The sequence below is a fragment of the Arthrobacter sp. SIMBA_036 genome (assembly GCF_046535135.1).
GTDB lineage: Bacteria > Actinomycetota > Actinomycetes > Actinomycetales > Micrococcaceae > Arthrobacter.
Genome location: NZ_JAWRXG010000039.1, coordinates 1 through 945, shown reverse-complemented (window position 1 = coordinate 945; position 945 = coordinate 1). Strand labels below are relative to the sequence as shown.

Below are 945 nucleotides of genomic sequence, written 5' to 3'. Positions count from 1 at the left end.
GTATTGATAATCCTGATATGAATAAATTGCAGTTTCATTTGATGCTCGATGAGTTTTTCTAAGAATTAATTCATGAGCGGATACATATTTGAATGTATTTAGAAAAATAAACAAATAGGGGTTCCGCGCACATTTCCCCGAAAAGTGCCACCTAAATTGTAAGCGTTAATATTTTGTTAAAATTCGCGTTAAATTTTTGTTAAATCAGCTCATTTTTTAACCAATAGGCCGAAATCGGCAAAATCCCTTATAAATCAAAAGAATAGACCGAGATAGGGTTGAGTGTTGTTCCAGTTTGGAACAAGAGTCCACTATTAAAGAACGTGGACTCCAACGTCAAAGGGCGAAAAACCGTCTATCAGGGCGATGGCCCACTACGTGAACCATCACCCTAATCAAGTTTTTTGGGGTCGAGGTGCCGTAAAGCACTAAATCGGAACCCTAAAGGGAGCCCCCGATTTAGAGCTTGACGGGGAAAGCCGGCGAACGTGGCGAGAAAGGAAGGGAAGAAAGCGAAAGGAGCGGGCGCTAGGGCGCTGGCAAGTGTAGCGGTCACGCTGCGCGTAACCACCACACCCGCCGCGCTTAATGCGCCGCTACAGGGCGCGTCCCATTCGCCAATCCGGATATAGTTCCTCCTTTCAGCAAAAAACCCCTCAAGACCCGTTTAGAGGCCCCAAGGGGTTATGCTAGTTATTGCTCAGCGGTGGCAGCAGCCAACTCAGCTTCCTTTCGGGCTTTGTTAGCAGCCGGATCTCAGTGGTGGTGGTGGTGGTGCTCGAGTCATTTTTTCTGTTTTTCCAGCATCTGCAGCAGTTCTTTCGGCGCGTCTTTTTCAGAAACCGCACCACGACCGGTTTTACCACCACCTTCGTCGTAGGCGAAAGAGATCATTTTACCAACACGCCAAACTTTTTTGATTTTAGAGATGTCAACTTCTTTTTC

At 46.5% G+C, this 945-nt stretch carries 1 protein-coding gene; it reads right to left on the bottom strand.

Translation table 11 applies throughout. The features are described 5' to 3' along the window. Positions 1–783: 783 nt before the first annotated feature. On the bottom strand, positions 784–945 hold a 162-nt coding region (gene sso7d, locus SB659_RS19035; protein ID WP_410551516.1), incomplete at its 5' end, for a chromatin protein Sso7d.